The organism is Brevundimonas bacteroides DSM 4726 (genome assembly GCF_000701445.1).
GTDB lineage: Bacteria > Pseudomonadota > Alphaproteobacteria > Caulobacterales > Caulobacteraceae > Brevundimonas > Brevundimonas bacteroides.
The window spans coordinates 367082-387785 of the sequence record NZ_JNIX01000007.1; the positions used below are offsets into that span (position 1 = coordinate 367082).

Here is a 20704-nt window from a genome sequence, read left to right on the forward strand (position 1 = left end):
GAGGGAGGCCCGGCCGATGCCGCTTAAGCTGTCTTTGAAACCCGGCGAGAAGTTCGTCCTGAACGGCGCGGTCGTTCAGAACGGCGACCGGCGCGGCGTGCTGATCCTCCAGAACAAGGCCTCGGTGCTGCGCGAAAAGGACATCATGCAGGTCGAGGAGGTCACCACTCCGGCCAAGCGCATCTATTTCCCGGTCATGATGATGTACCTGGACGAGGCGGCCGTGCCCAAGGTCTACGACGAGTTCGTCACCCGTCTGTCGGAGTTCATGAACGCCACCCGCAATCCGGCGATCATGGCCGAGTGCGTGGCGTGCTCGAAGCACGTGATGGCGCGCGAGTACTACAAGGCGCTCATGAGCGCCCGGAAGATCGTGGACTATGAGGAAAGCCTGACCTGATGCTGTCAGCCTATTCCCAGGCATCGACGCGCACCGAGACCCCGCGCGAGATGGAATACCGCCTTTTTGGCCAGGTGACGCGGGCCCTGATCCACGCCTCCACTGTGGACAAGACCGACATCAAGACCCGCATCGACGCGCTCGATTGGAACCGCCGTCTCTGGTCGGTCTTGGCCACTGATTGCGCCGATCCGTCCAATCAGTTGAACAGTCCGATGCGGGCACAGATCATCTCGCTCAGCCTGTTCGTCGCCCGTCATTCCTCCGCCGTTATGCGGGGCGAGGAAGACTTCGAACCCTTGATCGACATCAACCGCGCGATCATGCAGGGACTGGCGCCTCAGGGCGGCCAGCAGGCGGCGTAGGGCTCCCTCTCCCAGAGCGAGAGGGCTTGAGCGCCCGAAAGCCGTCCGGCGATCGGACTTGCGCGCAAGGGAGAAGGGTTCCGCCCTTACCGGTTTGCGCCTTGCGCCCTCACCCTTTCGGCTGACGGATCGCGGCGCGCTCTCCGAGCCCCAACCCCTCTTTGCTCGGGAGAGGGATTGGGGCGGGTAGGAAAGTTCGGGCCGTAACCGGTGATAAATTGCCGGGCTGTCTACGCCCCTCAAAACTTTCCCAATCCTTTCAATCGGCTGCTTCCGGCCCGCTGCTTGCGTGTGCGCGCGCAGGACCAGAACCGGTTCAACGGCCAGAAGGCCGTCACCCCGACCAGAATGGAAGGATTGTTTCATGGCCAACTCGGTCAACACCAACTACGGCGCGATGATCGCGCTGCAGAACCTGAACGCCACCAACGCCGAACTGGCGATGACCCAGACCCGGATCAACACCGGCAAAAAGGTCTCCAACGCCAAGGACAACGGGGCCATCTGGGCGATCGCCCAGGGTCAACGGGCCGATATCGGCGCCCTGGGGGCGGTCAAATCGTCGCTCGACCGCGGCATATCGGCGGTCGACGTCAGCTTGGCGGCCGGCGAGAGCGTCTCTGACCTCTTGCTGCAACTGAAGGAGAAGGCGCTGGCGGCCACGGATCGGTCGCTGTCTACGGCATCGAGGGCGGCCCTGAACGAGGACTTCAAGGCGATCCGCGACCAGATCACGACCGTGACCAACAACGCCGACTTCAACGGGATCAACCTTCTGAAGACCGGCGCGACGGGTTTCGCGGCCCTGGCCAATGCGGCCGGCACCGCGACCCTGACGGTCCAGGCCGAGGTCCTGGCTCTGGGATCGACCAACGTCACCGTTGCGGCCACCACGACCATCGGCACTGCGACCCTGGCCACCACGGCGCTGGGTCTGGTGAACGCCTCGATCGACAATGTGTCCGGTGCGCTCGCGCGTCTGGGCACCAAGGCGAAGGCCCTGGAGACCCATCGCACCTTCGTCGGGAAACTGACGGACGCGCTGGAAGCCGGGGTGGGCAATCTGGTGGACGCCGATCTGGCGAAGGAAAGCGCCAAGCTCCAGTCGCTGCAGACCAAGCAGCAGCTCGGGGTCCAGGCGCTAGGCATCGCCAACCAGTCGCCGCAGATCCTTCTGTCGCTGTTCAGGAACTAGTGAGCGTAAGGGACGCCGGGGGCTCGCCTCCGGCGTTTCTGTTTGGGCCGACCGACTGCGATCACGAAGTCGGCATCGGGGCTTTGCGCGGCAGCCGAACCACCCCTACCTTCATCATCCCTGTTCAACAGTCGAAAGGAGGTGATCCAGTGATCTCATTGTCCCATACCCGTGCGGTGACCGGTTGCTGGTCCTCTGGCGAGGTCCGGGTCTGATCCTTTCAGACAAGGCTAAGGTCGACCGTCTCGTGGTCAGACAATGAGGGCCGTCGGGGCAACCCGGCGGCCCTTTGTTGTTGGGGGCTACCGCTCGACGCGCGGCGTCTCGCTGCTTGAGCCCGGGTTTGGCGCGCGGTCAGCCGCCGAACAGGCCGGTGACCCACTGCCAGGCCGACTGCCAGTAGCCTGCGGTGGCGAGGAACAGCCGGGAGATCACCTCCCACGCCAGCCAGACGAAGACGCAGAACCCCGCGACCCCGATCCAGGCCACGGCGATGGCCACGCCGTCCTTCTGCATCAGCCCGAACCCGAACAGGGCCACGAACAGTGACGGGAACAGATTGCCTCCGAAGATCGGCAGCATGACGATGATCGTAAGCAGACAGGAAGTCGCGCCGATCAGCACCTCTGCGATCTCGCTGGACATGAAGCTGAGCCGGGGCTTGGACAGGCGCTCGATGGTCTGCAGCGGTTTCCGCACCCGCGCGATCACGCCCCGGAAGTTCTCGCGCGGCAGGCTCGATTTCAGCGCCCACTTCGGCATCCACAACTGGTCCTGCCGCGTCGCCAGCTGCAGGCAGATCAGGAGCAGAGGCGCCCCCAGGATCGTCGTCGACCCCGGGATGGGCGAGGCGATGGCGTTCACCAGGCCGAAGAACACCATCATGGCTCCGAAGCCGCGCTCGCCGAACGCGTTCACCAGCTCGCCGAGGTAGAGCTTTTCATCGTCCTTGGCGGCGATGTCCTCGAGCACCTGTGAGAAGGGTCGGTTGTCGCTCTGATAATCGTAGTCGGGCATCGGCGACGGGCATCTCGAAGGGGTGAGGGTGATCTAGGGCCGAGCTTGCCCGCTGGCCACTTAACATTCCGACAGAACTACAGGACCTGACCAATCCAGTCGGCGCCGGCTTGGAAACCCGCGACCACCAGACGCCAGGCGAAGACCAGGACCGCCGCCGTGATCGCGGTCATCACCCACCCCAGCAGCACGGCCAGCCCGTCCCTCTGCATGACGCCGAGCGAGAAGAAGCCCATGGCGATCGCCGGGAGCAGGTTCCCGCCGAACACCGGAAGCACAAGAATGGCCGACAGCAGCAGGCAGGCGAGGCCGACCAGCCCCTGGCCCAGCCGGCCGGTCAGGAAGTAGAGGCGAGGTCGCGACAGGGCTTCCGAGAAGCGGATGATCTTCATGAGCCGTCCGCTGAGCGTCCTGAAGGTGCTCCTGCTGACCGAGGCCCGCCCCAGCCAGCGCGGCAGCCACAGCGTCTCGCGCCCCCAGGCCAGTTCGGCCGACAGGAACAGCAGCGGCGCCCCTGTCAGGGTCGTCCCTCCGGGCGGCCAGGGCAGCATGTTGACGATGGCGAACAGCAGCATCACCGCCCCGAACGCCCGCTCGCCGAAGGCCTCCACGATCTCGCCGAGACACAACCTCTCGGCGCCGCGCGACCCGAGCCGTTCCAGTGTGTCGGAAAAGCGCAGCGGTCGTCCGGTCGAGGTCGTCGTCAGATCCATTCAGTCAGCCTAGGCGACGACGATGAAGGTTTCGCGCCCCACGCCGCGTTCAGGATTTGGCCGCGTGCTCGGGCTTGCCCTTCCTCTTGGTGTGGGCGAATTCCTCGAGCTGCTTCTCGGACATCGACAGCATCGACCTGGAAGCGCCCTTGAGCTTGGACTTGGGTGTGTCGCCGCGTTTGGCGGACAGGGCGGCTCCGGCGGCTTTCTGCTGGGCGGCGGATTTTGCGGGCATGGCGGGTCTCCTTCCGCCGCAACCAACCCGTTGCGCCTCGCCGCGTTCCTAGAATCCGACGCACGCCGTCTGCTGGATCAGCATGACGGCGTCCTGGTCGAAACGCTCGACGTAGGCGGTCCGGATCGCGTCGAGCGACGCTTGCTCGGTCTCGGCTCCGGTCAACACGACCATGACGGTCTTGGACGGTTCCCGCACGATGACGCCGTCCGGTCCTCGCCATTGTCCGGAAACGTCGGCGACGCTCAGTCCGTCCGGAAAACGGGGAGTGATCTCCGCGTCGACGAAGTCTTGCCATTCGGTGTCTGACACACCCATCGACCCTCCGATGAAGCGGCCGAAGTAGAGATGCGCCACAGGCGTCGGCGACAGGCCCGCGGCGCAGGCGGCCGACCCGCGCGCCTCGACCCGCTCGACATCCACGCTGACACACGCGCCAAGCGCCAGGGAACCCGCCAGTCCGATGACAGCGCGTATCATGTTCACGACCCGAGCAGCTCCCGCCCGATCAGGAACCGCCGGATCTCATTGGTCCCCGCGCCGATGTCATACAGCTTGGCGTCGCGGACCAGCCGTTCGACCGGCCATTCCTTGGTGTAGCCGGCGCCGCCCAGGGCCTGCACGGCCTCCAGCGTCACCTTCACCGCGTTCTCCGACGCCAGCAGGATCGCGCCCGCCGCGTCATAGCGCGTGGTCAGCCCCTGATCGCACGCCTTGGCGACCGCATAGACATAGGCCCGGGCCGAGTTCAGGGCGACGTACATGTCCGCCACCTTGCCCTGCATCAGCTGGAAGCTGCCGATCGCCTTTCCGAACTGCTTGCGGTCGCGGACGTAGGGCAGGACCACATCCAGCGCCGCCTGCATGATGCCGAGCGGCCCCGCCGCCAGAACGGCCCGCTCATAGTCCAGCCCGCTCATCAGCACCGCTGCGCCGCGGCCTTCGCCGCCCATGACGTTCTCTTCCGGGACTTCGCAGTCCTCGAACACCAGCTCGGCGGTGTCCGACCCCCGCATGCCCATCTTGTCGAGTTTCTTGGAGACGCTGAACCCCTTCATGCCCCTCTCGATCAGGAAGGCGGTGACGCCGCCGTTGCCCTCGCCGGTCCGTGCATAGACGACCAGGGTCTCGGCGTGGGGCGCGTTGGTGATCCAGAACTTGGTGCCGTTCAGGATATAGCGGTCGCCCTTCTTCTCGGCGCGGGTCTTCATCGACATCACGTCCGAGCCCGAGCCGGCCTCCGACATGGCCAGCGATCCGACATGCTCGCCGGAGATCAGGCCGGGCAGATAGCGGCGCTTCTGCTCCTCGGTGCCCCAGCGGCGGATCTGGTTGACGCACAGGTTGGAGTGGGCGCCGTAGCTCAGGCCGATCGAGGCCGAGGCGCGCGACACCTCTTCCATCGCCACGCAGTGCTCGAGATAGCCCAGGCCCAGGCCGCCGAACTCCTCTTCCACCGTGATGCCGTGCAGGCCAAGCTCGCCCATCTCTGGCCACAGGTCGCGGGCGAACTCGTTCTTCTCGTCGATCTCGGCGGCGCGCGGCGCCAGCCGATCAGCGGCCCAGCGGGCAGTGGTGTCGCGGATGGCGTCGGCGGTCTCGCCGAGGCCGAATTCCATCGATTGGGGGGCGTTGGGAATGCTCATGCCCCGCGCCCTAGCATGATCCGTTACCGCCTTGGGAGGGGCTTAACGGTCGCTGCCCGCCAGGCCGAACTTGCGATACAGGTTGAAGGACGACACACCCACGCAGGCGACGCCGATCACGGCCAGCACCCAGCCGATGATGCTGGTCTCGTCGCCGCCGCCCTGTTCGGAAGCCAGCCGGAAGGCGGCCATCGACGCGCCGAACGCCGTCAGGCCCACCGCGCCCATGACGATGAAGGCCCCGGTCTCGCTCCAGTCGAAACGCTCTGGAGCCTCGGGTTCAAAGTCGGAGCGTCCCAACGGCTGCCCGCCCTGGGTCAGGGTCAGGTCCTCGCCGAACAGGCTCTCGCCGGATGGCGCGGTCTCGACCTCTGCACGCTCTTCGGCCGTCCAGGCCGGACGCACGGCGAGCGGCGCTGGCGTGTCCTCCGGCGAGGTTAGGATCAGGCCCTCGACCGGTCGGCCGATTACCAGCGGCTCGACGTCGACGTCCGCCGCGGCCCGAGCCGGCTGGGCGTCGGCGGCCGGGGCCAGATAGGGAAGGGGGCCAATGATCGGCTGCCCATAAGGCGCATAGCGCTGGGTGCTGAGCGCTAGCGTCGCGACAGAGCTCTCACCAATCTCGCCGCCCGAGAAGCCTTCTACCGACGGCGCAGGTTCGACAACAGGCGGCTGCGCTTCCGCGGGCTCTACGACAGCCGCGCTCTGCGGTTCGACCTCGGCCTCGACGTCGTTCGCCGGTGCCTGGACGATCGGCGCTTCCGCAACTCCTTCCGCAGCGACGTCGGTCTCGACCGGGAATGCGGCGTTCGAGGGTTCAGGCTCGACTGGGGCTAGGGCGGGTGTCTCGAAGGTGGGCACGATAGGCGCGGCGGCCGGCCCGACGGGTGTTTGGGCTTCGCCCAGCAGGGCTGCAACGGCGGCGACATGTGGCGGGACGGGATCGGGCTCGACCAGCGCTTCGGCGGGCGCGGCCTCGGCGACCACGAGGGCCGCTTCCGGCTCCGGTGCCGGGTGTGGGTCGGTCTGCTCGACCGCCGTAGGCCCGACCGGCTCAACCGGTGTCTCGGTCTGTTCGGCGGCGGTGCCGACTTCCGGCAAAGGCGCGGCCAGCAGGGCGGCCAGAGCCACCGGTCGCGTGGGATCGGCGGTGAACAGGGCGCGCTCGGCGGCCCGACGACGCGCGCCTGCCGACGGGCTGCGGGTCTCGGGCCAGGCCAGCATGGCTTCGGCCGCTGCGCCGTCATCGCCCGACGTCAGGCGCGACAGGACGTCGGAGGTCTCGAAGCGATCCAGACCGACCGAGAAGGCGAAGCTGGCCAGCGCATCGAACTGGTGCTGGTTCAGGTTCTGCGGAGTTGCCTCACCAAGCCGCTTTTCGACGGCCAGCAGGTCATAGCGAAGCAGTAGCTCGGCGTCGGTCTCCGAGACCGTGGCGCCCTCGCGCGCCGACAGCGTGTGGCCATAGCCGATGATCCAGCCGCCCTCCGGCCGAGCCACCGCGCGGGGCCGGAAGCCCTCGAAACTCTTGATGAGGACGATCCCCTCGCGGGAGACCTTCTTCACGGGGTGGACTGCTTCGGACACCGGACTTTTGACCCAAATCGAGACAGGACGGCTTCGCCTCGAACGCGATCCCGCAAGGACCGCGCCGCCGCTCTATCCCTACAACAGGATGATCCCGGCGAGACCAAGGAAGGAGAAGAATCCGATCGTATCGGTGATCCACGTTACGAAAACCGGCGAGGCCACCGCCGGGTCCCGGTCCAGCCGGTCGAGCGCCAGGGGGATCAGCGTCCCCGCCAGCGACGCCGCTAGCAGGTTGATGACGACGGCCAGCCCGATGGTCAGCGACAGCAGGGGTTCGCGGAACCAGACCCACGCCACCCCCGCCAACAGGGTGGCGACGACGACGCCATTGAAAAGACCGACTGTCACCTCACGGCTTAGAATACGCACGGCGTTGGCCGAGGTCAGCTCGCGCGAGGCCAGCGACCGCACCGCCACGGTCAGGGCTTGCGTCCCCGCATTGCCGCCGATGGACGCCACCACCGGCATCAGGATGGCCAGATAGACCAGCGCCTCCAGCTCATTGGCGAACTGGCCGATCACCGAACTGGCGAACAGGGCCGTGCCCAGGTTCACAATCAGCCACGGAATGCGAGACCGCACGACGCCGAACACGCCCGCGCCCCGACTTTCGTCCGAAACACCGGCCAGGCGGAGGATATCTTCGCGGTTCTCTTCCTGGATGATGTTGACGATGTCGTCGACGGTGATCTGGCCGACCAGCCGCCCGCCCGCATCCACCACGGGCGCCGAGATCAGGTGGTACTTCTCGAAGATGTAGGCGACCTCTTCCTGATCGGTGTCGGCAGCGATCTCGTTCACCGGCTCCATCAAGTCTGACAGCTTGACCGACCGCGCTGCCCGCAAGAGGCCGCTGATCGGAATGCCCCCGACCGGCCGGTTCAGCGGATCGACCACATAGATGTCGAAGAACAGCTCGGGCAGGTCCTCGCCTTGCGCCCGTACGTGGTCGATCGTGTCACCCACCGTCCAGAACAGCGGCGCGGCCATGACCTCGCGCTGCATCAGGCGGCCGGCCGAATCCTCGGCGTATTGCAGCGAGTTCTCAATGGCGGCGCGCTCGGGCGCAGGCATTGCCGCCAGCACCTTCTCGCGCTGGTCATCTTCCAGGTCCTCGACCACGGCGGCGGCGTCGTCGGAATCCAGCTCCTGCAGCGCCTCGGCCAGGGTGGCGTTGGGCACCCGCTCCAGCACCTCCTCGCGGATGCCGTCGTCCAGCTCCGGCAGGGTCTCGGCCAGCAGCTCCGGCGGCAGCCACAGCACCACGACCGCGCGATGCTCGGCCGTCAGGAAGCCCATGAGGTCGGCGACATCGGCGGGATGGAGATCTTCCAGCAGGCTGCGCAGGCGCAGTCCGTCACTGTCGTCGGCAGCGTCGACCACCTTCTCCACGAAGCCGGCGGTCAGGACATAGTCCTCGTCCAGCGCCTCGTGATCTTCGATGTCGGCCACAGGGACGGCGGGTGCGGTGGTGCTCACGCGTCAGCCTCCCTGTTTGTCAGCGATCAGCTATCTGCCGATGCGGCCCCGTTCGACGAAGGCTTTAGGCCTTCAGATTGGTCCGGTGCGGGACCAATCCTGCGAAGCCCGTCAGGGCGAAGCAGGATGGTGCGGTCGAGAAGACTCGAACTTCCACGGGTTGCCCCACAGCGACCTCAACGCTGCGCGTCTACCAATTCCGCCACGACCGCTCGCATCGGAGGCGCGCTGATAGCGGAGGTCGCCGGGCTTGGGAAGGGGCGTCGTGCGCGGGCCGCCGCCAATCCGCTTGCCACTCCGAACCGACCGGGCTATGTCCCCGCCTCCCCGAGAGATGGATGCGTAGCTCAGCGGGAGAGCACCTCGTTCACACCGAGGGGGTCACAGGTTCAATCCCTGTCGCATCCACCATTTCCCTCAGCCCTCGATCGCCCCGAACACCCGGCGGAAGCTGGCCTTCAGCGCCGCGTCGGCCTCATCCATCGTCGCGGGCACGCCAAGGTCGACCAGGCTGGTGACGCCGTGCTCGGCGATGCCGCAGGGCACGATGCCGCCGAAGTGGTCCAGCTCCGGCTCCACATTCAGGCTGATGCCGTGGAAGCTGACCCAGCGGCGTACCTTCACCCCGATGGCGGCGATCTTGTCCTCGCGCTGCCAGCCGGGACCCTTCCTTTCGACCCAGACCCCGACGCGTCCTTCGCGCACCCCGGCCTCGACGCCGAACTCGTCCAGCGCGCCGATGATCCAGGCCTCCAGCCCGCGTACGAGCCCGCGCACGTCGCGGCCGCGCTGGTTCAGGTCGAGCATGACATAGGCCACGCGCTGCCCAGGCCCGTGATAGGTGAACTGCCCGCCGCGACCCGTCCGGTGCACCGGGAAGCGCCCGGGCGCCAACAGGTCTTCGTCCTTGGCCGAGACGCCTGCGGTGTAGAGCGGCGGATGCTCCAGCAGCCACACGCGCTCAGCGGCCTCTCCGGCGGCGATGGCGGCGACCCGCGCCTCCATCTCGGCCACGGCATCTTCATAGGCGACGTAGCCGGGCGACGTGACCCACTCGACGGGGCGGTCGTCGGGACGAATCAGTGCGGAAGCGGCGGCGCTTAACGGCTCGGCAAGCATGATCGGCCCAATGTGACCCCGAGGGCCGCCAATGCAAGATCAGCCGCCAGTACCCTCCAGCGTATCCGGAGTCTCCATGAGCCAGGTCGAGGCCGTCAACGTCGAGCTGTCGGTCGTGCTGGGCCGCTCCGTGCTGCCCATGTCCCAGCTTCTGAAGATGGGCCGCGGCGCCGTCATCCCGCTGGACGCCACGGAGCACGACGAGGTCTGGATCCTGGCCAACAACCACCCCGTCGCGCGCGGCCTGATCGAGATCCGCGAGGACCGCATCGCCATCACCGTGACCCGGCCGGCCGACGTTTACGACTTCATGGCCGGCGCGGCCTAGATTCCCGCGGCCCGGACGCCCTCGGGCGTCTCCGTCTCCGGATCGCCCGGCAGCCAGGCGACGCGGCCGTCATAGATGTCGCGGTTCAGCACGCCTTCTTCGCGCGCCACCAGGACCGGCACCAGCATCTGGCCGGTGACGTTGGTCATGGTGCGGATCATGTCGACGATGCGATCGACCGCCACGATATAGCCGATCCCCTCCAGCGGCAGCCCCGCCGTCGACATGGTCAGCGTCAGCATGACGATGGAGGTGCCCGGCACCCCCGCCGTCCCCAGCGATCCCAGAACCGCTGTCAGCCCGATCAGGACATACTGCGTCAGCGTTAGCTCGATGCCGAAATACTGGGCGATGAAGATCGAGGCGATGGCCGGATAAATCGCCCCGCACCCGTCCATCTTGACGTTGGCTCCCAGAGGCGCGGCAAACGCCGCATAGGCCTGGGGCACGCCCAGCCGCTCGACCGTCTGGCGCAGGGTGATGGGTAGGGTGCCCAGCGACGACTGGGTGGCGAACGCCGTCTGCTGCGCCGCGAAGGCTCCTTTGAAGAACGAAATGACCTTCAGCCCGTGCGCCTTCAGCAGCGCCGGATAGACGACGAAGATGTGGAACAGGCAGGCCGCGTAGATGGCGATCACGAACCTGCCGAGCGGCAGCAGCGCCTCCCAGCCATAGCCGCCGACGACCGCACCGATCAGGCCGAAGACGCCGATGGGCGTCAGCTGGATCACCCAGCGGGTGATGCGGAACACCACCGCCGCGCCTTCGTCGACGAAGCGCCGCGCCGTCTGCGCCCGGTCGCCCAGCGCCACCAGCGCCGCGCCGACCAGGGCCGAGAAGAAGATGATTTGCAGCACCTTGCCTTCGGCCAGCGCCGTGAACGGATTGGTCGGCACGATGCCGATCAGCACCTCCAGCGGTGACGGGATCTCACGCTCGCGCACTTCGCCCAACGGCAGGTTCGCCAGACCCGCGCCCGGATCAATCAGGTGCCCGAAGGCGAGGCCCACGAGGACGGCAAGGAACGACGTCAGGGCAAACCAGACCACGGTCCGGATCGCCAGTCGCACGGCGCCGGTCCCCTCGCCCAGCTTGGCGATGGAGCTGGCGATGGTGAACAGCACCAGCGGAGCCACCACCATGCGGATCAGGTTCAGATAGACGTCGCCGATCGGCTCCAGCCAGATCGTCGCCCGCTCCTGCAGGATCAGCCCTGCGACGATGCCGAGCACGAACCCGGCGGCAGTGCGCTGCCACAGGGGTATGGCGAAGAAGCGGGTGAACATGGGGGAGGGCGCTCTCGGTGGCGGCCTCCGGACATGGATGTTGCAGTGCGATACCGCAACAGGTCCCGTAGCAAAGCGATCAGCCCGCCATCGCCTTCAGCACGTAGTGGTCGACTACCAGCATATCGATCGCTTCTTCGACGTCCTCGAAGGCGTCGATGATGACGTCAGGCTCCAGCTCTTCCATCGGCGTCGGCGTGTAGCCGAAGGTCACACCGATCACCGGCGCGCCCGCGTCCCGGGCCGTGCCGATATCGGGGGCCGCGTCGCCGACCATGATGGCGCGGGCGAGGTCGCCGCCGACCTTCTGAACCGCCTCGACGAGGTGCGCGCCCGACGGCTTCCTCGCGCTGACCCGGTCCGGCCCGACGATGGCCGCGAAATGCCGCGTCAGGTCGATCTTGCCGAGCAATAGCTCCGACAGGTCCGACCGCTTGTTGGTCACGACCACCAGAGTCGCGCCGCGCGCCGCCAGCCGCTCCAGCGTCTCTACTACGCCGTCAAAGGGCCGCGAGTGGTCGGCGATGTGATCGACGTAATCGGCGATGAAGGCGTCGAACAGCGCCGGATCCTGCGCGTCCTCGACCGGCGCTCCGGCCCGCTCGAAGCCGTGGACCAGCAAGGCCCGCGCCCCGCCGCCGATCAGGTCGCGCGCGCCCTCGACCGGGCAGGGCGGCAGGCCCTGGATCGCAAGCATGCGGTTCAGCGTGCCGATCAGGTCCTCGTGGGTCTCCACCAGGGTGCCGTCGAGGTCAAAGCCGATCGTCCAGCCGATCAGGTCCTGTTCGATCATCGCCGTCTCTCCCGTCTCGTCCGCCGATGGGCTAGACCGCCCGGGTGACTAACCGCCGGACCGATTCATGACCAGACGCGCCGCCATCATCCTCGCCGCCGGCCAGGGCACGCGCATGAAGTCGCCTGTCCCGAAGGTGCTGCACCGGGTCGGCCACCGCGCCATGCTGGACCACGCCATCGACGCGGCCGAGGGCCTGGGCTGCGAGCGCATCGTCGTCGTCGTCGGAAGCCACTCGCCCGAGGTCCGCGCCCATGTCGAAGAGCGGCTGGGCGCCGCCGCCCTCGCCGTCCAGGACCCACCGCTGGGCACCGGTCACGCCGTGCGCGCGGCTGAAAGCCTGCTCGCCGACTTCGATGGAGAGGTGGTCGTCACCTATGGCGACGTGCCCCTGCTGCGCGCCGCCGACATCGCCCCGGTGTTCGGCCGCGGCGGCGTGACCGTCATCGGCTTCGAGGCCCGCGACCCCGGTGCCTACGGCCGCCTGGTCATGGAGGGCGACACGCTCGCTGCCATCACCGAGGCCAAGGAGGCCTCGCCCGAGGTCCTGGCGCTCACCACCTGCAACTCCGGCGTGATGGCCGCGCCCGCCCGACTACTGTTCGAGCTCCTGGGCCGCGTCACGAACGCCAATGCCAAGGGCGAATACTACCTGACCGACGTCGTGGCGCTTGCGCGCGCGCAGGGGGCTCCGACCCGCGCGGTCATGGCCAGCGAAGACGCCGTCATGGGCGTCAACGCCCAGGCCGAGCTCGCCCAGGCCGAGGCCCTGTTCCAGAAGGTTCAGCGCGAGGCCTTCCTCGCCGCAGGCGTGACCATGAGCGCGCCTGACACCGTCCATTTCGCCTGGGACACCCAGGTCGGCGCCGGCACGGTGATCGAACCCTTCGTCGTCTTCGGCCCGGGCGCGCGGATCGCCGAGAACGCCCGCATCCGCAGCTTCTCCCACATCGAGGGCGCGACGGTGGCCTCGGGCGCCGAGGTCGGCCCCTACGCCCGCCTGCGCCCCGGCGCGGACCTGGCCGAGGACGTCAAGGTCGGCAACTTCGTCGAGGTGAAGGCCGTCCGCATGGACCGGGGCGCCAAGGCCAACCACCTGGCCTATCTGGGCGACGGCTCGGTCGGGGCGGGCGCAAACGTCGGCGCGGGCACGATCTTCTGCAACTACGACGGCTTCAACAAGGCCCGCACCGAGGTGGGCGAGGGGGCCTTCATCGGCTCGAACAGTTCGCTGGTCGCGCCGGTATCGATCGGTGCGGGGGCGCTGGTGGGATCGGGCTCGGTCATCACCAAGGACGTGCCGGCGGATGCGCTGGCGTTCGGGCGGGCGCGTCAGATCGTGAAGGAAGGCGGAGGGAAGGCGTTCCGCGAAAAGGCTAAGGCGAAGAAGGAGCAGACGTCGTGACCCCTCTCCCGTTGGGAGAGGGCTTGAGCGCCCGAGAGCCCATCGGGCGACCGGTCTTGCGCGAAAGGGTGAGGGTTCGACCTCGCCTCGTTCGCACCACCCGACCCTCACCCTTTCGGCTTGCGGATCGCTTCGCTCTCCGAGCCTCAAGCCTTCTCCCAAGTGGAGAGGGATCGTGAGCGATAACCAGAAACAACTCGCCGGCGAAGCCGCCGCGCTCCGCGTCGAACCGGGCATGGTCGTCGGCCTCGGCACCGGCTCCACTGCCGCATGGTTCGTCAAGGCGCTGGCCGCCCGCGACCTGTCCGATCTCCGCTGCGTCCCGACGTCGGAGAAGACCGCCGACCTGGCCCGCGAGCTGGGCCTCCCGCTCGCCGCGCTCGACGACGTCTCCCGCATCGACCTGACCGTCGACGGGGCCGACGAGGTCGGTCCCGGCCTCGCCCTTATCAAGGGCGGCGGCGCGGCGCTGCTGCGCGAAAAGCTGGTGTGGGAGGCGTCGGATCGCTGCATCGTCATCGCCGACGCCGCCAAGGTCGTGCCGGTGCTCGGCGCCTTCCCCCTGCCCATCGAGGTCGTCGCCTTCGGCCACCGCTCGACGGCCAACCGCATCATGGACGTCCTGACCGACCACGACATCGCCATGCCGGCCCGCCTGCGCCAGGCCGATCGCGGGGTCGTCCGCACCGACGGCGGCAACGTCATCTATGACGCGAAGTGCCAGGCCATCCACGACCCGGTCCGCCTCGCCGACGATCTGAAGCTGATCACCGGCGTGGTCGAGCACGGCCTGTTCCTCGACCTCGCCGACGAGGCCATCATCGGCGATGACGGCGGGGTGAGGACCCTGCTGCCGTAGATGGAGCCCTGATGCCGGCATCGGGCAGGTGGCGGAAGTGGCGGTTCATCACAACGGGCACAGCGAAGGCACAAAGGACACGACGAGACCGAGCGCGCTTCGGCGGCGACGACCGCTCGCCCTGAAGATCGCCTCGAAATTTGACGCTTCGCGTCTCCGGGTAACCGGCGGCGCAGCCGCATCCCAATCATCGATGCATCCAGTGGCCGGTCGACGACCGGGCCGTCCGCTCGGTCCCGTCGTGTCCGTTGTGCCTTCGCTGTGCTCGTTGTGATGAAACTTGTCGTTTGCGACCTCGGCACCCGTTGATCTGGACCCCGGTCTTCACCCTAACGCCAGCTTGGCCGAGGCGATCAGCAGCACCACCGCCAGCGCCTGAAGCAGGCGAGGCCCGCTCAGCCGCTGGATGCCGACGAACGTCCCCACCACGGCCCCGACCGCCACCGCCAGCACGAACCAGGGCAGCTCCGTGGGCAGTCGCCCCACTGTCGTCAAACTGCCCAGCAGGCCGGAGATCGACACGCACAGGATGAAGGCCGACGACACGCCAGACGTTTTCTGCGGCGTCTCCCACCCCATCAGAAGGATCAGCGGGCTCAGGAAGATCCCGCCCCCCGTCCCCGTCAGCCCCGACAGCGTCCCGATCGCGCCACCGGCGACAAGCCTTAGCCCAGTGTGCGGCGGCTTCGGATCGCTCAGCGCCCTCATCGGTCGGGGCCACAGCAGGCGGACCGCCGCCAGCAACAGCACGACCGCCACCACCGGCCGATAGAGCTCCGGCGGCAGCGGAAACCGTCCGGCGATGAAGGCGCAAGGGATGGCGGCGATCACGAACGGCAGCAGCAGCGACAGGTTGAACCGCCCGGCGCGCACGTATCGAACCGTTGCATAGCTGGCGACCAGCACGTTCAGCACCAGCGCGGTCGGCCGCATAACCTCGGGCTCGACGGCGAACAGGGCCATGATCGCCAGATAGGCCGACGCCCCCGCATGCCCGACCGAGGTGTAGAGCGCCGCCCCCAGCCCCATCAGGACCGCGATCATCAGGATGGTCGTCGGTTCCACGCGGGCTCCTGTGTTGGGCTTTGGTCTGTGGGCAGGACCAAACTGCGTCGATTCCCCGCCTCGGTCTTCGCTGCCCAAAAGCCGACGGTTTCGCAGTCGTAAGAGACGCCCCCGCCTTGCCGCCGGACCCCGCTACGCCTACGTCCACGCCCTTGAAGAGGTTCGCCGAAGCGGCGGATTTCAGACGTTCCAGACCATTCAGACGCTGTTTTCGATGACGGCGCGGGGCCCGCGATGACGACCTACGACTACGATCTCTTCGTCATCGGCGCGGGCTCCGGCGGGGTGCGCGCGGCGCGGCTGACGGCCCTGTCCGGCAGGCGGGTTGCGGTGGCGGAAGAACACCGGGTCGGCGGCACCTGCGTGATCCGCGGCTGCGTGCCCAAGAAGTTCATGGTCATGGCCTCGGACTTCGCCCACAGCTTCGACATCGCCGAGGGCTATGGCTGGACCATCGACGCCACCTTCGACTGGCCCAAGTTCATCGAGACCAAGGACGTCGAGATCGCCCGCCTGTCGGGCCTCTACGTCGCCAATCTCGGCAAGGCCGGGGTTGAACTGGTCCACGGTCGCGCCGTGCTGCAGGACGCCCACACCGTCGCCATCGCCGGCAAGGGCGAGGACGGCGGCGACCGGATCGTCACGGCCGAGCGCATCCTGATCGCCACGGGCGGCCGCCCGTGGCTGCCGACCGAGATCCCCGGCATCGAACACGCCATCACCTCGGAAGAGGCCTTCCACCTGCCGGAACTGCCGAAGCGCATCCTGATCGCGGGCGGTGGCTACATCGCGGTCGAGTTCGCCGGGATCTTTGCCGGCCTCGGCGTCGAGACGACGCTTATCTATCGCGGCCCCAACATCCTGCGCGGCTTCGATGACGACGTCCGCGCACATCTCGCCGCCGAGATCGACAAGCGCGGCATCAAGGTCATCCTCGGCTGCCAGCACGCCGAGATCCGCAAGACCGAGATGGGCCTGCTCAACGTGCTCGAGAACGGCATGGAGCTGGAGACCGACGTCGTCATGTTCGCCACCGGCCGCGCGCCACACGTCAAGGGCCTGGGTCTGGAGACGGCGGGTGTCGAACTGAATGACAAGGGCGCGATCAAGGTCGACGAGTTCTCGAAGACGACGGCCGACAACATCTGGGCCATCGGCGACGTGACGGATCGCATGAACCTGACGCCCGTCGCCATCCGCGAGGCCGTGGCCTTCCACGAGACAGTCTATCGCGACAACCCGCAGGCCTTCGACTACGAAGCGGTCGCGACGGCGGTCTTCAGCCAGCCGCCCGTCGGCGTCGTGGGCCTGACGGAGCATGAGGCGCGCAGGGCATGCTCCGGCGAAGTCGACGTCTATGTGACCCGCTTCCGGCCGATGAAGTACGCCTTCACGGGCTCTGACGAGCGCATGTTAATGAAGCTGGTGGTCGACGCGACGTCCGACCGCGTCGTCGGCGTCCACATCGTCGGTCCCGAGGCTCCAGAGATGATCCAGCTGGCCGCCATCGCCGTGAAGGCCGGCCTGACCAAGGCCCAGTGGGACGCCACCTGCGCCGTCCACCCCACCATGGCCGAGGAACTGGTGACGCTGAGGGTCAAGCAGACGTCGGAAACGAACGCGGGGTGACCGCGACGCCGGGTTCATTGTTTCGCAGCCGCGAGAAGCTTATCCTAAGCCCATGAGTACGCGCTGGACGCCCGAGAGCTGGAGAACCAAGACCGCCCTGCACATGCCGGCGGACTATCCGGACCCCCGCGCCCTGACGGCGGTCGAGGACGAACTGCGCGCGCTTCCGCCCCTGGTCTTCGCGGGCGAGGCGCGTCGGCTCAAGGATCGCCTGGCCCAGGTCGAGGCTGGCGAGGCCTTCCTGCTCCAGGGCGGCGACTGCGCCGAGAGCTTCAAGGAATTTTCCACCGACAACATCCGCGACACCTTCCGCCTGTTGCTGCAGATGGCGGTGGTCCTGACCTTCGCGGGACGCAAGCCCGTGGTGAAGGTCGGCCGCATCGCCGGTCAGTTCGCCAAGCCCCGCTCGGCGCCAACCGAGACGATCGATGGCGTCACCCTGCCCAGCTATCGTGGCGATAACATCAACGGCTCGGCCTTCACCCCGGAAGAGCGGTTGCCCGATCCCCAGCGCCTGCTGAAGGCCTACAACCAGTCGGCCTCGACGCTGAACCTGCTGCGCGCCTTCGCCGGGGGTGGATACGCCGACCTCTACAACATCCACCGCTGGACCCAGGGCTTTGCCGACAGCGGGGTAGGGGCCCAGTACCGCGAACTGGCCGACAAGATCGCCGAGGCCCTGGCCTTCATGGAGGCCGTTGGTGTCACGCCGGAAACGCATCCGGACCTCAGCCGCGTCGAGGTCTTCACCTCGCACGAGGCCCTGCTGCTGAACGTCGAAAGCGCTCTGACCCGTCTGGACGGGGCGTCGGGCGAATGGTTCGACACCTCGGCCCACATGATGTGGATCGGCGAACGCACGCGCCAGTTGGACGGCGCCCACGTCGAGTTCATGCGCGGCATCAGGAACCCGATCGGCGTCAAGTGCGGCCCGACGATGGAGCCGGACGACCTCTTGCCCCTGATCGATGCGCTCAATCCCGACAATACGCCGGGCCGTCTGACGCTGATCGGCCGCTTCGGCCATGACAAGGTCCACGACCGCCTGCCGCGCCTGATGAAGGCGGTGAAGGCGCACGGCAAGCGTGTCATCTGGTCGATTGACCCGATGCACGGCAACACCCTGATGGCGCAGAGCGGCTACAAGACCCGCCCGTTCGACCGGATCATCGGCGAGGTGAAGGGCTTCATCGACGTGGCGGAGGCGGAAGGGGTGCACCCCGGCGGCGTCCATCTGGAGATGACGGGCCAGAACGTCACCGAATGCATCGGCGGCGCCCAGGCCGTGACCGAGGACGATCTGTCCAGCCGCTACCACACCCACTGCGACCCGCGTCTGAACGCCGATCAGGCGCTGGAGCTGGCCTTCCTGATCGCCGAGCGGCTCAAGACCGGCCGGCTGGCGCGCGCGGCGGCGGCGTGACCTCCGGCATCGGCCGGCCCGACGGCGACGACCGGGCCGGTCGCACGGCCTTCCAGGGCGCGCCGGGCGCCTTCAGTCATGAGGCCTGCGTCGAGCTGCGTCCCTGGGATGAGCATGTCCCCTTCGAGACCTTCGCCGAAGCCATTCAGGCCGTGAAATCCGGCGCTTGCGACTGCGCCCTCATCCCGGTCGAGAATTCCACCATCGGGGTCGTCGAGCCCGCCGCCACCCTGGTCGCCGAGGCCGGCCTGCCGGTGGTCGCCGAGGTCTGGCGCAAGATCCAGATCGCCCTCATGGCCGTCCCTGGCGCCGAGGTCGGCCATCTGCGCACCGTCCACAGCCACCCTGTGGCGCTTCGCCAGTGCACGGCCAAGATCGCCGCGCTCGGCCTGGACGTCGTTGAGGCCTTCGACACCGCCGGGGCCGCGCGAGAGGTGTCCGAACTCGGCGACCGCACACGCGCCGCCCTGGCTCCCGTCGCAGCAGCCGAGGTCTACGGCCTGTCGATTCTGCGCAACGACCTTCAGGATTCGGACACGAACAGCACGCGGTTTGTCCTCCTGGCGCGACAACCGGGTTGACGGCGCACGATCCTTGCGTGCCATTAGGTGATACGGGCCGCTAATGGCCCGCGAACCGAGCCCGATCATGTCCCCGCGCGCTTGCCTCTCGACCCTTTCGCCCCGTTCGCGCGCGGCCGGCTCGTTTTATCTCGGCTATCGCTTCTACGGCTTTCGATACGCCGGCTGAGGCCAGGCGCGCTTCTCGCACCTGACAGCCTCGCCGGCGACCGCCCTGACCCGGGGCGGCGGCGCACCCACGCACCCCTCACATCGAAACGCACCCGTTGAAAGCTCACCCGCCATGCCAAAATCGAACCTCCAGCAAGTCTGGCCCGACATGAACCCCGAGGAGATGTCGCCCGAGCAGATGGCGCTCGCCGCCCTGCGTCACGAGATCGACCTCATAGACGACGAGATGCTGGCCCTGTTCCAGAAGCGCCTCGCCATCGCCGCCAAGGTGGGCCTCGCCAAGGACGCGCCGCACGGCCCCCACACCAAGCTGCGCCCCGACCGCGAGCAGACCGTCCTGTCCCGCGTCCTGTCCAAGGCTCAGCCCGAGAACGCCACCGCCGTCGAAGGCCTCTGGCGCGAGATCGTCGGCTGGGGCCTGGCCCAGCAGGGGCAACTCCAGGTCCAGGTCTGGGCCCCCGTCGACCCGACCCGCGCCTTCGACGGGGCGCGTCACCGCTTCGGCTCGGCGGCGTCGATCCGGATGGTGCGCGACGCCCAGGCCGCGCTCGCCTTCGCCGCCGAGGGCAAGGGCGTGGCGGTGCTGGCGGTCAATACCGACGACCCTTGGTGGGTCGGCCTGCGCCGAGACTGGTCATCCTTGAGCGTCTTCGACGGCTTCGGCCAGGCGGGCGGACAGCCCAGCTCGCTCGCCGTGGGCAAGATCGACCCCGCCGCCCTGCCGACCGGCCGCAGCGTCATCGTCACGGCGGGCGGGGACGCGGGCGACGGCGGCGGGGCGCGCCGCTGGGGTCTGAACACCCACCACGGCTGGACCCTGGCTCTGACCGACGCCCGGCTCACGCCCGGCGACGCCGAGGGCTGCGTCGGCGCGATCGCCTAGGCGGCAGGCGCGGGCGGCGTTGCGCCAGGCGGCAGGGGCTCCGGAGCCTGCTCGCCCGCGTCGCCGGGCAGCTGGCGGATGTAGCGATAGATCGCCCGCTTGTCGGCCTCCGACATGGCGCGCGCGCTCGGCCACGGCATGGGTGGCAGGCTCGAGCCGGTGGCCAGCAGCTCGACCCACTGGTCCTCGCTCAGTCGCTGCGTCGTCAGCCTCAGGTTCTTGCCATAGGTCGTGCCCCACGGGCCAGTATGGCCTTCGGTCGAGCCCTTCAGCCACTCGGCTTCCGGCGGTTGAGCGCCGTTGGTCGCGGCGTACTGCGGCGTGTGACAATCGTTGCAGCCGCCAACCAGCACCAGATAGCGACCAGCCTCGATATCGCTGGCCGCGAGCACCATCGGCGTCTCGCCGGTCTCCGCCGAGGCGCTGATGGTCCTGGTGACGCTGCCGTCGCACGCCGCCAGCAGCATAGCCGCGCCCGCACAGGCGAGCGCCGTCATCATCGTCTTCATTTCAAAGTCCCCC

General features: G+C 67.9%; 22 protein-coding genes and 2 tRNA genes. 11 read left to right on the forward strand and 13 right to left on the reverse strand.

Going from position 1 to position 20704, the window contains the following annotated elements; all coding sequences use genetic code 11:
• Positions 1 to 16: 16 nt before the first annotated feature.
• The 3 genes from flbT to Q333_RS0104055 all read left to right on the forward strand — a co-directional run bounded on the left by flbT (position 17) and on the right by Q333_RS0104055 (position 1960).
• Complete coding sequence (gene flbT / locus Q333_RS0104045) at positions 17 to 400, forward strand: flagellar biosynthesis repressor FlbT (RefSeq protein WP_029415466.1); 384 nt, start codon at positions 17 to 19, stop codon at positions 398 to 400.
• Positions 397 to 765, forward strand: coding sequence for a flagellar biosynthesis regulator FlaF (gene flaF / locus Q333_RS0104050; RefSeq protein ID WP_029415467.1), 369 nt, complete (start codon positions 397 to 399; stop codon positions 763 to 765). Before flbT ends, flaF begins: the two co-directional genes overlap by 4 nt.
• A 364-nt stretch (positions 766 to 1129) precedes the next feature.
• A complete protein-coding gene (locus tag Q333_RS0104055) occupies positions 1130 to 1960 on the forward strand; it encodes a flagellin (RefSeq protein WP_029415468.1) in 831 nt (276 codons plus the stop codon).
• A gap of 354 nt (positions 1961 to 2314) precedes the next feature.
• Here Q333_RS0104055 and Q333_RS0104060 read toward each other — a convergent pair whose 3' ends face one another.
• The 8 genes from Q333_RS0104060 to Q333_RS0104095 all read right to left on the reverse strand — a co-directional run bounded on the left by Q333_RS0104060 (position 2315) and on the right by Q333_RS0104095 (position 8852).
• Entirely contained in the window at positions 2315 to 2977 is a 663-nt protein-coding gene (locus Q333_RS0104060; RefSeq protein WP_029415469.1) for an exopolysaccharide biosynthesis protein, read from the reverse strand.
• A gap of 77 nt (positions 2978 to 3054) precedes the next feature.
• Entirely contained in the window at positions 3055 to 3690 is a 636-nt protein-coding gene (locus tag Q333_RS0104065) for an exopolysaccharide biosynthesis protein (protein ID WP_029415470.1), read from the reverse strand.
• Positions 3691 to 3739: 49 nt separating this feature from the next.
• Positions 3740 to 3925: a DUF3008 family protein gene (locus tag Q333_RS0104070; RefSeq protein ID WP_029415471.1), complete on the reverse strand. Its 186-nt coding sequence runs from the start codon at positions 3923 to 3925 to the stop codon at positions 3740 to 3742.
• A 48-nt stretch (positions 3926 to 3973) separates the two neighbouring features.
• Complete coding sequence (locus Q333_RS0104075) at positions 3974 to 4405, reverse strand: DUF3574 domain-containing protein (protein WP_029415472.1); 432 nt, start codon at positions 4403 to 4405, stop codon at positions 3974 to 3976.
• A 2-nt stretch (positions 4406 to 4407) separates the two neighbouring features.
• The gene (locus Q333_RS0104080; protein WP_029415473.1) at positions 4408 to 5571 is read right to left on the reverse strand and encodes an isovaleryl-CoA dehydrogenase; all 1164 of its coding nucleotides are present in this window, start codon (positions 5569 to 5571) and stop codon (positions 4408 to 4410) included.
• A 42-nt stretch (positions 5572 to 5613) separates the two neighbouring features.
• Positions 5614 to 7137 carry a lysozyme gene (locus Q333_RS16840; protein WP_051651102.1) on the reverse strand — a complete coding sequence of 508 codons (1524 nt, stop codon included), beginning with the start codon at positions 7135 to 7137 and terminating at the stop codon, positions 5614 to 5616.
• Positions 7138 to 7236: 99 nt separating this feature from the next.
• Positions 7237 to 8640: a magnesium transporter gene (gene mgtE, locus Q333_RS0104090; RefSeq protein WP_029415475.1), complete on the reverse strand. Its 1404-nt coding sequence runs from the start codon at positions 8638 to 8640 to the stop codon at positions 7237 to 7239.
• A 127-nt stretch (positions 8641 to 8767) separates the two neighbouring features.
• Positions 8768 to 8852, reverse strand: a tRNA-Leu gene (locus Q333_RS0104095).
• A gap of 124 nt (positions 8853 to 8976) precedes the next feature.
• Here Q333_RS0104095 and Q333_RS0104100 point away from each other — a divergent pair.
• Positions 8977 to 9051, forward strand: a tRNA-Val gene (locus Q333_RS0104100).
• Between the two features lie 6 nt (positions 9052 to 9057).
• Here the strand turns inward: Q333_RS0104100 and lipB are convergent.
• Positions 9058 to 9759, reverse strand: coding sequence for a lipoyl(octanoyl) transferase LipB (gene lipB, locus Q333_RS0104105; protein WP_029415476.1), 702 nt, complete (start codon positions 9757 to 9759; stop codon positions 9058 to 9060).
• A gap of 31 nt (positions 9760 to 9790) precedes the next feature.
• Here lipB and Q333_RS0104110 point away from each other — a divergent pair, with 31 nt between their 5' ends.
• Complete coding sequence (locus Q333_RS0104110; RefSeq protein ID WP_211249688.1) at positions 9791 to 10087, forward strand: FliM/FliN family flagellar motor switch protein; 297 nt, start codon at positions 9791 to 9793, stop codon at positions 10085 to 10087.
• Here Q333_RS0104110 and Q333_RS0104115 read toward each other — a convergent pair.
• Both Q333_RS0104115 and Q333_RS0104120 read right to left on the reverse strand, forming a co-directional pair.
• Positions 10084 to 11373 carry a dicarboxylate/amino acid:cation symporter gene (locus tag Q333_RS0104115; protein WP_029415478.1) on the reverse strand — a complete coding sequence of 430 codons (1290 nt, stop codon included), beginning with the start codon at positions 11371 to 11373 and terminating at the stop codon, positions 10084 to 10086. The two genes, Q333_RS0104110 and Q333_RS0104115, sit on opposite strands and share 4 nt — an antisense overlap.
• Before the next feature lie 79 nt (positions 11374 to 11452).
• Positions 11453 to 12166, reverse strand: coding sequence for an HAD-IA family hydrolase (locus Q333_RS0104120; protein ID WP_029415479.1), 714 nt, complete (start codon positions 12164 to 12166; stop codon positions 11453 to 11455).
• Between the two features lie 67 nt (positions 12167 to 12233).
• Here Q333_RS0104120 and glmU point away from each other — a divergent pair, with 67 nt between their 5' ends.
• Positions 12234 to 13571 (forward strand): bifunctional UDP-N-acetylglucosamine diphosphorylase/glucosamine-1-phosphate N-acetyltransferase GlmU, encoded by a 1338-nt coding sequence (glmU, locus tag Q333_RS0104125; protein WP_029415480.1) that lies wholly within the window; start codon positions 12234 to 12236, stop codon positions 13569 to 13571.
• 172 nt (positions 13572 to 13743) lie between these two features.
• Entirely contained in the window at positions 13744 to 14430 is a 687-nt protein-coding gene (gene rpiA, locus Q333_RS0104130; protein ID WP_029415481.1) for a ribose-5-phosphate isomerase RpiA, read from the forward strand.
• Positions 14431 to 14754: 324 nt separating this feature from the next.
• On the opposite strand, the gene Q333_RS0104135 is transcribed toward rpiA, so the two are convergent.
• On the reverse strand, positions 14755 to 15495 hold the full coding sequence (locus tag Q333_RS0104135; protein WP_211249689.1) for a TSUP family transporter: 741 nt from the start codon (positions 15493 to 15495) through the stop codon (positions 14755 to 14757).
• A gap of 234 nt (positions 15496 to 15729) precedes the next feature.
• On the opposite strand from Q333_RS0104135, the gene gor reads away from it, so the two are divergent.
• The 4 genes from gor (at position 15730) to Q333_RS0104160 (ending at position 20182) form a co-directional block, all read left to right on the forward strand.
• Entirely contained in the window at positions 15730 to 17124 is a 1395-nt protein-coding gene (gor, locus tag Q333_RS0104140) for a glutathione-disulfide reductase (protein ID WP_029415483.1), read from the forward strand.
• A gap of 52 nt (positions 17125 to 17176) precedes the next feature.
• On the forward strand, positions 17177 to 18547 hold the full coding sequence (locus tag Q333_RS0104145) for a class II 3-deoxy-7-phosphoheptulonate synthase (RefSeq protein ID WP_029415484.1): 1371 nt from the start codon (positions 17177 to 17179) through the stop codon (positions 18545 to 18547).
• Positions 18544 to 19128, forward strand: a complete 585-nt coding sequence (locus Q333_RS0104150) for a prephenate dehydratase domain-containing protein (protein ID WP_051651103.1) — start codon at positions 18544 to 18546, stop codon at positions 19126 to 19128. The genes Q333_RS0104145 and Q333_RS0104150 overlap by 4 nt, the downstream gene beginning before the upstream one ends.
• A 283-nt stretch (positions 19129 to 19411) precedes the next feature.
• Complete coding sequence (locus Q333_RS0104160) at positions 19412 to 20182, forward strand: chorismate mutase (protein WP_029415486.1); 771 nt, start codon at positions 19412 to 19414, stop codon at positions 20180 to 20182.
• Here the strand turns inward: Q333_RS0104160 and Q333_RS16315 are convergent.
• Entirely contained in the window at positions 20179 to 20691 is a 513-nt protein-coding gene (locus Q333_RS16315) for a hypothetical protein (protein WP_035293693.1), read from the reverse strand. The genes Q333_RS0104160 and Q333_RS16315 overlap by 4 nt on opposite strands.
• Positions 20692 to 20704 lie beyond the last annotated feature (13 nt).

Bases quoted from the DNA above. Each gene is read 5' to 3' on its own strand.
- Q333_RS0104145 (WP_029415484.1), top strand. From the start codon at position 17,177: ATGAGTACGCGCTGGACGCCCGAGAGCTGGAGAACCAAGACCGCCCTG.
- glmU (WP_029415480.1), top strand. From the start codon at position 12,234: ATGACCAGACGCGCCGCCATCATCCTCGCCGCCGGCCAGGGCACGCGC.
- Q333_RS0104070 (WP_029415471.1), bottom strand. From the start codon at position 3,925: ATGCCCGCAAAATCCGCCGCCCAGCAGAAAGCCGCCGGAGCCGCCCTG.
- gor (WP_029415483.1), top strand. From the start codon at position 15,730: ATGACGACCTACGACTACGATCTCTTCGTCATCGGCGCGGGCTCCGGC.
- lipB (WP_029415476.1), bottom strand. From the start codon at position 9,759: ATGCTTGCCGAGCCGTTAAGCGCCGCCGCTTCCGCACTGATTCGTCCC.
- Q333_RS0104055 (WP_029415468.1), top strand. From the start codon at position 1,130: ATGGCCAACTCGGTCAACACCAACTACGGCGCGATGATCGCGCTGCAG.
- Q333_RS16315 (WP_035293693.1), bottom strand. From the start codon at position 20,691: ATGAAGACGATGATGACGGCGCTCGCCTGTGCGGGCGCGGCTATGCTG.
- Q333_RS0104075 (WP_029415472.1), bottom strand. From the start codon at position 4,405: ATGATACGCGCTGTCATCGGACTGGCGGGTTCCCTGGCGCTTGGCGCG.
- Q333_RS0104080 (WP_029415473.1), bottom strand. From the start codon at position 5,571: ATGAGCATTCCCAACGCCCCCCAATCGATGGAATTCGGCCTCGGCGAG.
- Q333_RS0104110 (WP_211249688.1), top strand. From the start codon at position 9,791: ATGCAAGATCAGCCGCCAGTACCCTCCAGCGTATCCGGAGTCTCCATG.
- Q333_RS0104115 (WP_029415478.1), bottom strand. From the start codon at position 11,373: ATGTTCACCCGCTTCTTCGCCATACCCCTGTGGCAGCGCACTGCCGCC.
- flbT (WP_029415466.1), top strand. From the start codon at position 17: ATGCCGCTTAAGCTGTCTTTGAAACCCGGCGAGAAGTTCGTCCTGAAC.
- Q333_RS0104120 (WP_029415479.1), bottom strand. From the start codon at position 12,166: ATGATCGAACAGGACCTGATCGGCTGGACGATCGGCTTTGACCTCGAC.
- Q333_RS0104060 (WP_029415469.1), bottom strand. From the start codon at position 2,977: ATGCCCGACTACGATTATCAGAGCGACAACCGACCCTTCTCACAGGTG.
- Q333_RS0104065 (WP_029415470.1), bottom strand. From the start codon at position 3,690: ATGGATCTGACGACGACCTCGACCGGACGACCGCTGCGCTTTTCCGAC.
- Q333_RS0104160 (WP_029415486.1), top strand. From the start codon at position 19,412: ATGCCAAAATCGAACCTCCAGCAAGTCTGGCCCGACATGAACCCCGAG.